This window comes from Collinsella tanakaei (assembly GCF_016902615.1).
In the GTDB taxonomy this organism is placed as follows: Bacteria; Actinomycetota; Coriobacteriia; order Coriobacteriales; family Coriobacteriaceae; genus Collinsella; species Collinsella tanakaei_A.
Map to the genome: position 1 here is coordinate 1 of NZ_JACJMB010000080.1, position 484 is coordinate 484.

The 484-nt window shown below is 72.9% G+C and carries 1 protein-coding gene; it reads left to right on the forward strand.

Annotated elements, in window-relative coordinates:
• Positions 1–125: 125 nt before the first annotated feature.
• On the forward strand, positions 126–484 hold a 359-nt coding region (locus tag H6A21_RS10795), incomplete at its 3' end, for an IS3 family transposase (protein WP_204562783.1).

Consider the following 484-nt stretch of genomic DNA (forward strand, 5'->3'; position numbering starts at 1 on the left):
TCAACGAGGGCGTGTGGACGATCTCGGAGATGTGCTCCGCCCTCGGGGTCACGAGGCAGGGCCACCGCGCATGGAGGAAGCGGCCGCCGAGCGCGCACGACAGGCGCGATGGGGAGCTCGCCGCCATGATTTCCGAGGTGCGCGCGGCCAGCCGGGGCATCTACGGCGCCCCGAAGGTGCTCCGGGAGCTCAGGAAGGCGGGCGTGCGCACCTCCCGCAAGCGCGTGGCGCGCATCATGCGCGAGAGCGGCCGGGCCGGCACGACGCGCGGTTGCGCCAAGCGCCCCAAAGGCGAGGTAAAGCAGGCGGCGCCGCAGCCGTGCTCCGCGCCCGACCCGGTGCGCCGCGACTTCGCCGCGGGCGGGCCGGACGGGCTGTGGTTCGCGGACATCACCTACGTGAGGACCCATCAGGGCTGGCCCTGCCTGGCCGTCGTGATGGACGTGTGGTCGAGGATGATCGTCGGCTGGTCGATGTCGGCGAG